This window comes from Mesorhizobium sp. M2A.F.Ca.ET.042.01.1.1, from assembly GCF_003997405.1.
In the GTDB taxonomy this organism is placed as follows: Bacteria; Pseudomonadota; Alphaproteobacteria; order Rhizobiales; family Rhizobiaceae; genus Mesorhizobium.
The window spans coordinates 1-8,191 of record NZ_RZRX01000267.1 but is presented as its reverse complement, the minus strand read 5'-3'; the positions used below and the strand labels follow the sequence as shown (position 1 = coordinate 8,191).

Sequence of the window (8,191 nt, the reverse complement as noted above, 5' to 3'; positions counted from 1 at the left end):
TGATGGATCTTGGCGCGACGATCTGCACGCCGAAGCGGCCGCGCTGCATGCTCTGCCCGGTCCGCGAGGATTGCAGCGCCATTCTCAGTGGCGATCCCGAGCGTTTTCCGGTCCGCCTGCCGAAGGACGACAAGCCGCTGCGCAGGGGCGCTGCCTTCGTCGCCGAGCGCGCCGACGGCGCCATCCTGATGCGCAAGCGGCCGGAAAAGGGCCTGCTCGGCGGCATGACCGAGGTGCCGACCACGGGCTGGACGGCGCGGATCGACGGCGCCACGACAGCCGACGCCGCGCCCTTTCCGGCCGATTGGCGGCGCGCCGGGCAGATCGGCCATGTCTTCACGCATTTCGCGCTCGAGCTCGAAATCTTCCACGCCCGCATTAACGACGATGCGCCGTCCGGACATTTCTGGTCGCTGGCCCATGAGATTTCCGGGGAAGCGCTGCCGACTGTCATGAAAAAGGCAATCGAAGCGGCGATACCGGGCGCGACCAAGAGACCGAAAGACATGCAATGACCGAAATCCGCCATATCGTCTTCGACATCGGCAAGGTGCTGGTCCATTACGATCCGGACATCCCGTTCAGCCGCCTGATCCCGGATGCCGGGGAGCGGAAATGGTTCTTCGACAATGTCTGCACCAGCGCATGGAATCTCGAGCAGGATCGCGGCCGGACCTGGGAAGAAGCCGAGGCGCTGCTGATCGCCGAGCATCCCGGCCATGCAGAGAACATCCGCAATTTCCGCCGCTACTGGCACGAGATGGCGCCGCACGCCTATGAAGACAGCGTCGCGCTTCTGGAGGACCTGATCGATGACGGCCACGACGTGACGCTGCTCACCAACTGGGCCTCCGACACATTCCGCGAGGCGCGCGCCCGTTTTCCGTTCCTGGAAAAGCCGCGGGGCGTCACCGTCTCCGGCGACATCGGCCTGATCAAGCCGGACCGCGCGATCTACGACCATCACGTCGCGTCGTTCGAACTCGATCCCTCGGCGTCGCTGTTCATCGACGACAGCCAGAAGAATGTCGACGGCGCCAAGGCCGCCGGCTGGCAGGCGGTGCTGTTCACCGACGCCCCGACGCTTAAAGCGGACCTTGAGCGGCTCGGGATTGTGGCCTGAACTGAATCGCTTGCGGCGATCCGTTGAAGTGTTGATTCAGGCTCCTGCCCGCTCCATGCCGAGCCGCGCGATGCGGCGCAGCTCGTCGATCGGGGTCAGGCCGCCGCTTCGCTCATAATGCCAGAAGGTCCAGCCGTTGCAGGCATCCAGCCCCTGCACCTCGGCGCCTATCTTGTGGATCGAGCCGGCGCTGTCGCCTATCGCCAACGTGCCGTCGGCGCGCACTTTCGCCGCCCAGCGCTTCTTGGCGTCGTAGAGCGTGGCACCCGGCGCGACAAGGCCGTTGTCGATCAGGCTGATGAAGGCGACGCGCGGTTCGGCGCGCTTGCCCGAAAGCACTGTCAAATCGGCGTTTTCCAGCGGGCGCACCGCGGCGATGCGCTCATTGGCGGCATCGATATAGGCCTGCTCGCGCTCGATGCCGACGAAATGGCGGCCGAGGCGCTTGGCGACGGCGCCGGTGGTGCCGGAGCCGAAGAAAGGATCGAGCACGACGTCGCCCGGCTTGGTCGAGGCCATCATGATGCGGGCAAGCAGCGCTTCCGGCTTCTGCGTCGGATGCAGCTTGTTGCCGTTCTCGTCCTTCAGGCGCTCGCCGCCGGTGCAGATCGGGAACAGCCAGTCGGAGCGCATCTGCAGATCGTCGTTCGACGCCTTCAGCGCTTCGTAGTTGAAGGTGTAGCCCTTGGCTTTCTGGTCGCGCGAGGCCCAGATCATCGTCTCATGCGCGTTCTGGAAGCGGCGCCCGCGGAAATTCGGCATCGGGTTGGTCTTGCGCCAGACGATGTCGTTGAGGATCCAGAAGCCGAGATCCTGCATGCGGGCGCCGACGCGAAAAATGTTGTGGTAGGAACCGATGACCCAGATGGTGCCGCTGGGCTTCAGCACGCGGCGCGCCGCGAGCAGCCAGGCGCGGGTGAAGGCGTCATAGGCTTCAAAACTCTCGAACTGGTCCCAGTCATCGTCGACAGCGTCGACCTTGGACTGGTCGGGACGGTGCAGGTCGCCGTCGAGCTGCAGATTGTAGGGCGGGTCGGCAAAGATGATGTCGACCGACTTTTCCGGCAGGCGGTCGAGGGCGGCGACACAATCGCCCTTGAGGATCGTGTCCAGCCATTCGGACTTAAGAGGGGCGTGGGAAAGCTCGTCGAGAAGACGCACGGCAGACATCAAAACACCCAAACAAACGCGTTACGGTTTACTGGCTGTTATGGTTACCGATCAGCGTAAACATTCGGTGAAGGCCCGACGCCTGACCCTCGGCGGTTTGCGCAGGCCGGCCCGTTGGTGTATGCCGCGCCGCTTAGAGATGGAGCATGATGTCGTCCGAAAACCGCTCCACACTTTTCGGCATCATGCTCTAAGCCAGTCAGGCTCCTCCCCCAACGACCCGGATTGCCATGCCCCAGCCAGATCTTGTCATTTTCGATTGCGACGGCGTGCTCGTCGATTCCGAAATCATCGCCGCGCGCGTCGAGGCCGAGCTTCTGACATCGGCCGGATTCGAGATTTCGGCGGAGGAGATTTCCGAGACCTATGCCGGGCTGACCTTCAAGGACATCATGCTGCGGCTTGAGGAGAAGTCGCACATTCCGTTCCAGGCCTCGCTGATCGACCGCGCCGAGGAGCTGGTCGACCGCAAGCTGCGCAGCGACGTGCGTATCATCGACGGCGCCCGCGAGGCGGTTGCGGCCGTCACCGCGCCGCGCGCCGTCTGCTCCAACTCACGCACCGAGCGGGTAGAGTTCATGCTGGAGAAGGTGCGGCTGCTGCCGTTCTTCGCTGGCCGTATCTTTTCAGGGCTGGACATCCCCAGCAAGAAGACCAAGCCGGCGCCGGACGTGTTCCTCTATGCTGCCGAAAAGCTCGGCGCCAACCCGAAGAACACTTTCGTCATCGAGGATTCCGTGCACGGCATCGCCGGCGCGAGGGCAGCCGGCATGCGCGTGATCGGCTTCACCGGCGCCGGGCACAGCTATCCGGGCCACGCCGACGCGCTGACCGAGGCCGGCGCCGAAACGGTCATCCGGCGCTGGGCGGAACTCAACAGCACGATCGCGGCGCTGTCGGAGTGGTCGGAAGACGCTTAAATCCGTTCCGATCCCGGCCCTGCTTAGTTCGTCGCCGGTGCGCGTTTCTTCCGCTTGCCTTTCGACTTGTCCGCTGGGGCGGCCGGCGCGTTCTCGTCAAAGCCCGCATAGGCCTGGTAGTCCTTTGCGGAAGGCTCCGGCACCACGACATTGGTATCGGTGAAGACGAACTGGGTTGCGGCGGACGGATCGGCGACCTGCACCTGGTACTGGTGGAGCTGCGAATAAAGCACCTCGTCGCCGTGCTGGACGGCGATGCGGATCGGCATCGTGACGGTTCCGGGAGCGAACATTGGACCCGGCACGACCTTGCCCGCGACCGCGATCTTCATAGACAGCTGGCCATTGGCATGGGTGCAGTCGCGCGTCATATCAGAAATGGAGGCCTGGTAGATGATTTTCGACGGATCGTGATCAGGATCGACCGGCTGGCCGTTGGGTCCGGTCTGGGCGGCAGCGGCGGCCGCGTCGGCCTCGGCTTGCGCCGCTGGATCGAGCTTCTTTTTCTTCGCCTTCGCCGTCCCGCCCTTGGCATAGGTGTTAAAATAGGCTGTCCCGTCGCGCAGCGTCACTTTCGGGCAATAGGCCTGCAACTGGCTGGCGAGTATCTTGGGGTCCTGCGGCGGTATCGGAGCTGTCGGATCGGGTTTCTTGCCGATGCCGAGGTTCAATATGCCATTGTCGCTCGATTGGCAGCCGGCGGCGGCAAGCATAAAGCCGGTGAGCGCCAGACCCGCGACAAAGCGACGGTTGACCGATAAAAACGCCATGAAACTGCACTTCCCTCTCACAAAGCCGGTGACGTATAGCAACGGCGCGGCAAAAATGCGACTGAGCCGGCTCGGAAAATTAACCAATTGCCGTGGATGACGCGAGCGGCAGCAATGGGCCTTTTACGATGCAATATGTGAGTACCCGCGGCGATGCGCCCGCGCTTGGATTTTCAGACGCGGTGCTGGCCGGGCTGGCGCGCGACGGCGGGCTTTACGTGCCCTGCGAATGGCCGCGGTTTTCGCCCGCCGACATCCGCGCCATGCGCGGGCTTGCCTATCCCGACCTTGCCATCCGTGTGCTGACGCCCTTCCTCGGCGGCGAGATCGCGGCGCCCGTCTTCGAACGGCTGGTGCGCGAGGCCTACGCGACTTTCCGGCATGAAGCCGTCTGCCCGCTGGTTCAGACCGGCAAGAACACCTTCATCCTCGAGCTGTTCCACGGCCCGACGCTGGCGTTCAAGGACGTGGCGATGCAGTTGCTGGCGCGGTTGATGGATCACGTGCTTTCCGAGCGGGGCAAACGCGCCACCATCGTCGGCGCGACCTCCGGCGATACCGGGGGTGCCGCGATCGACGCCTTCGCCGGCCGCGACCGCACCGACATCTTCATCCTTTTCCCGCATGGCAAGGTCTCGCCGGTGCAGCAGCGGCAGATGACGACGTCGAGCACCGCCAACGTCCATGCGCTGTCGGTCGAAGGCAATTTCGACGACTGCCAGGGCCTGGTGAAGGACATGTTCAACGACCACGCTTTCCGCGACAGGGTGTCGCTGTCGGGCGTCAATTCGATCAACTGGGCCCGCATCATGGCCCAGATCGTCTATTATTTCTCGTCCGCCCTGTCGCTCGGCGCGCCGGACCGGCCGGTTTCCTTCACCGTGCCGACCGGCAATTTCGGCGACATCTTTGCCGGTTACGCCGCAAAGCGCATGGGCCTGCCGATCGAGCGGCTGATCATCGCCACCAACGACAACGACATCCTGGCGCGCACGCTCGCGAGCGGCGAATATCGCACCAGGGGCGTGTTCGCCACGACCTCGCCGTCGATGGACATCCAGGTGTCGTCGAATTTCGAGCGCCTGCTGTTCGAGGCGGCTTGCCGCGACGCCGAAACGGTGCGCCGCTACATGAACGGGCTGAAGCAGTCCGGCGCCTTCACCATCGAGGAAGGCGAACTTGAGCGCATCCGCGCCGAGTTCGACGCCGGCCGCGCCACGGTGGACGAGGTCGCCGCCACCATCCGCGCGACGCTCGAGAAAAGCAACTACCTGCTCGATCCGCACACGGCCGCCGCCGTTCATGTCGCAGCCGCCCACGCCTCCGGCCCGGTGCCCATGGTGGTGCTCGGCACCGCGCATCCGGCGAAATTCCCGGCCGCGGTCGAGGCAGCGAGCGGCGTCACCCCTGCCCTGCCCGCATGGCTAGGCGGCTTGATGACAGCCGACGAAAAATACACGATACTTCCATCCGACTTGAAAATGGTGGAAGATTACGTGAACCGCCACTCGCGGGCGGCGCGTTAGGGAGTACTTGCCATATGGGTGTTGAGGTAAGCCGTCTGTCGAACGGCCTGACAGTCGCCACCGAAACCCTTCCAAGCATCGAATCGGTTGCCCTAGGGGCCTGGGTGAAGTCCGGCGCCCGCAACGAGCGCGACGAAGAGCATGGCATGGCCCATCTGCTCGAGCACATGGCGTTCAAGGGCACGAAGCGCCGCAGCGCCTTCCAGATCGCCTCGGAAATCGAGAATGTCGGAGGCGAGATCAACGCCGCCACCAGCGTCGAGACGACCTCCTATTATGCCAGGGTGCTTTCCGACGACGTACCGCTGGCGGTCGATATCCTGGCCGACATCCTGCAGGAATCCGAATTCGATCCCGACGAGCTGGAGCGGGAGCAGCATGTGATCCTGCAGGAGATCGGCGCCGCGCACGACACGCCCGACGACATCGTCTTCGACCGCTTCACCGAAACCGCCTTCCGGCATCAGACCATCGGCCGCTCGATCCTGGGCACGCCGGAGACGGTCAAATCCTTCACTTCCGGACAGTTGCACGACTTCATCGAGCGGCAATACGATGCCGAGCGCATGGTCCTCGTGGCGGCCGGCGACATCAAGCACGACAATTTCGTGCGCGAGGTCGAGAAGAAGCTCGGCGGCTTTCGCGCCAAGGCGGCGGGCAATATCCCGCAATACGCGCAATATGTCGGCGGCGACTTCCGCGAGGACCGTGACCTGATGGACGCGCAGATCGTGCTCGGCTTCGAAGGCCGCGCCTATCATGTGCGCGACTTCTACGCCTCGCAGGTGCTGTCGATGATCCTGGGCGGCGGCATGTCGTCCAGGCTGTTCCAGGAAGTGCGCGAGAAGCGCGGCCTCTGCTACTCGGTCTATGCCTTCCACTGGGGTTTTTCCGACACCGGCATCTTCGGCGTGCACGCCGCCACCGGGCAGAGCGACATCGCGAAGCTGGTGCCGGTGATCATCGACGAGTTGCAGAAGGCCGGCCAGAGCATCCAGCAGGAAGAGCTCGACCGGGCGCGCGCGCAATATCGCGCCGGCCTCATCATGTCGGCCGAAAGCCCGGCCAGCCGCGCATCTCAGATCGCCAGGCAGATGCTCCTGTTCGGCCGGCCGATCGCCAAGGAGGAATTGATGGAGCGGCTTTCGGCGCTGACCGTCGAGCGGCTGACCGATCTCTCCTCGCGGCTGTTCTCGACCAAGCCGACGCTCACCGCGGTCGGCCCCGTGGGCACGCTTGCGCCCTACGAGGCGATCCTCGAATCGCTTGCGGGTCCGCAGACGACGGCCCGCCGGCTCGCCGTCTAGCCTCCGTTCCAGAGCCGTGTTCGCGCTCCCTTTCTTTCGCCGCGACCTGCCGGCATTGAAGGGCGAAAAGGTCACGCTGCGCGTGCCTCTGACCAACGACTATCGCGAATGGTCGACGGTGCGCGGCGAAAGCCGCGCCTTCCTCGAACCCTGGGAGCCGCGCTGGCAGCCGGACGAGCTCGACCGCACCGCCTGGCGGCTGCGCATCAGCCGCTACCGCGAGGATTACGCGCAGGGCACGGCCATCGCCTTCTTCATCTTCGAAAAATCGAGCGGCAAGCTTGCCGGCGGCATCACGCTCGGCAACATCCGCCACGGTGTCGCGCAGAGCGGCCATATCGGCTACTGGATCGGCGAACGCTTCGGCAGCCGCGGCCTGATGACCGAGGCGGTCAAGCTGGTGTCGCGTTTCGCTTTCGATACGCTGAGGTTGCACCGGATCGAGGCTGCCTGTATTCCCGAAAACGCCCGGTCGATCCGCGTGCTTGAAAAAGCCGGATTCCGGCGCGAAGGACTTCTCCGATCCTATCTCAGGATCAACGGCATCTGGCAGGATCACTACCTCTACGCCCGGATCGCGGACGATCCGCCGGGTGATGGAACGAAGGGCTGAATGTGACGAATTTTTCGCGATTAGCGTCGCTGTTCGCCCTTATCCTGGCGGTCGTCGTCACGTTTTTTGCGGCCACGCCGGCTTTCGCCGTCGAGCCGATCAAGATCGCGCGCGACGACAAGGCGCTTGACCTTTCCGGTGCCGTGCAAATCTACCGGAACCAGGGCGAGAACTTCCAGGTCTCGACCGCGCCAGGCCCCGACGGCATCGTGCGGCGCATCGAGGTGGAGGCCAATGACGCCCGCTCCAGCGGCGACTGGGCCGTCTTCGCGCTGGCCAACACCACCGACCAGCAGCTCGACCGGCTGATCGTCGCGCCGCATTTCCGCCTGGTGAACTCCGGCATCTTCTGGCCCGACCTCGGCTCGACGCGCATCGCCGCGATCACGCCCAGCGAGGGCTTCGCGCTCGACCGCCAGACAAGCCCCGACGCCGACGTGTTCCGCGTGACGCTGAACCCCGGAACGGTGGTGACCTTCATCGCCGAGCTCGCCTCGCCGAAACTGCCGCAGGTCTATCTCTGGGAGCCGGATTCCTACAAGGACTCGGTCAATTCCTACACGCTGTTCCGCGGCATCGTCATCGGCATCTCAGGCCTCCTGGCGCTGTTCCTGACGATCCTGTTCGTGGTCAAGGGAACCTCGATGTTTCCGGCAACGGCGGCGCTCGCCTGGGCGGTGCTGGCCTATATCTGCGTCGACTTCGGCTTCCTCAACAAGATCATCGAGATATCGCCCGGCAACGAGCAGATATGGCGGAGCG

Annotated in this window: 9 protein-coding genes; 7 read left to right on the top strand and 2 right to left on the bottom strand. The window is 64.3% G+C overall.

Annotation, left to right across the window (positions count from 1 at the left end; genetic code table 11):
• Positions 1 to 515, top strand: a 515-nt coding sequence (locus EOA23_RS28585) for an NUDIX domain-containing protein (RefSeq protein WP_189341739.1), incomplete at its 5' end; no start/stop codon positions are given.
• Positions 512 to 1,123, top strand: a complete 612-nt coding sequence (locus EOA23_RS28580; protein WP_127306615.1) for an HAD family phosphatase — start codon at positions 512 to 514, stop codon at positions 1,121 to 1,123. The genes EOA23_RS28585 and EOA23_RS28580, both read left to right, overlap by 4 nt.
• A gap of 36 nt (positions 1,124 to 1,159) precedes the next feature.
• Here the strand turns inward: EOA23_RS28580 and EOA23_RS28575 are convergent, their stop codons facing one another.
• Positions 1,160 to 2,293, bottom strand: coding sequence for a site-specific DNA-methyltransferase (locus tag EOA23_RS28575; protein ID WP_126062194.1), 1,134 nt, complete (start codon positions 2,291 to 2,293; stop codon positions 1,160 to 1,162).
• 230 nt (positions 2,294 to 2,523) lie between these two features.
• Between EOA23_RS28575 and EOA23_RS28570 the strand changes: the two genes are divergently transcribed.
• Entirely contained in the window at positions 2,524 to 3,213 is a 690-nt protein-coding gene (locus EOA23_RS28570) for an HAD family phosphatase (protein WP_127306614.1), read from the top strand.
• A 23-nt stretch (positions 3,214 to 3,236) separates the two neighbouring features.
• On the opposite strand, the gene EOA23_RS28565 is transcribed toward EOA23_RS28570, so the two are convergent.
• Positions 3,237 to 3,983 (bottom strand): hypothetical protein, encoded by a 747-nt coding sequence (locus EOA23_RS28565; RefSeq protein ID WP_127306613.1) that lies wholly within the window; start codon positions 3,981 to 3,983, stop codon positions 3,237 to 3,239.
• Between the two features lie 128 nt (positions 3,984 to 4,111).
• Between EOA23_RS28565 and thrC the strand changes: the two genes are divergently transcribed.
• The 4 genes from thrC to EOA23_RS28545 all read left to right on the top strand — a co-directional run.
• Positions 4,112 to 5,509 carry a threonine synthase gene (gene thrC, locus EOA23_RS28560; protein ID WP_127306612.1) on the top strand — a complete coding sequence of 466 codons (1,398 nt, stop codon included), beginning with the start codon at positions 4,112 to 4,114 and terminating at the stop codon, positions 5,507 to 5,509.
• Positions 5,510 to 5,523: 14 nt separating this feature from the next.
• Positions 5,524 to 6,816, top strand: a complete 1,293-nt coding sequence (locus EOA23_RS28555) for a pitrilysin family protein (RefSeq protein WP_126062200.1) — start codon at positions 5,524 to 5,526, stop codon at positions 6,814 to 6,816.
• A gap of 16 nt (positions 6,817 to 6,832) precedes the next feature.
• A complete protein-coding gene (locus EOA23_RS28550) occupies positions 6,833 to 7,429 on the top strand; it encodes a GNAT family protein (protein ID WP_042641788.1) in 597 nt (198 codons plus the stop codon).
• A gap of 2 nt (positions 7,430 to 7,431) precedes the next feature.
• A partial coding sequence (locus EOA23_RS28545) for a 7TM-DISM domain-containing protein (protein WP_281058770.1) occupies positions 7,432 to 8,191 on the top strand: 760 nt, incomplete at its 3' end.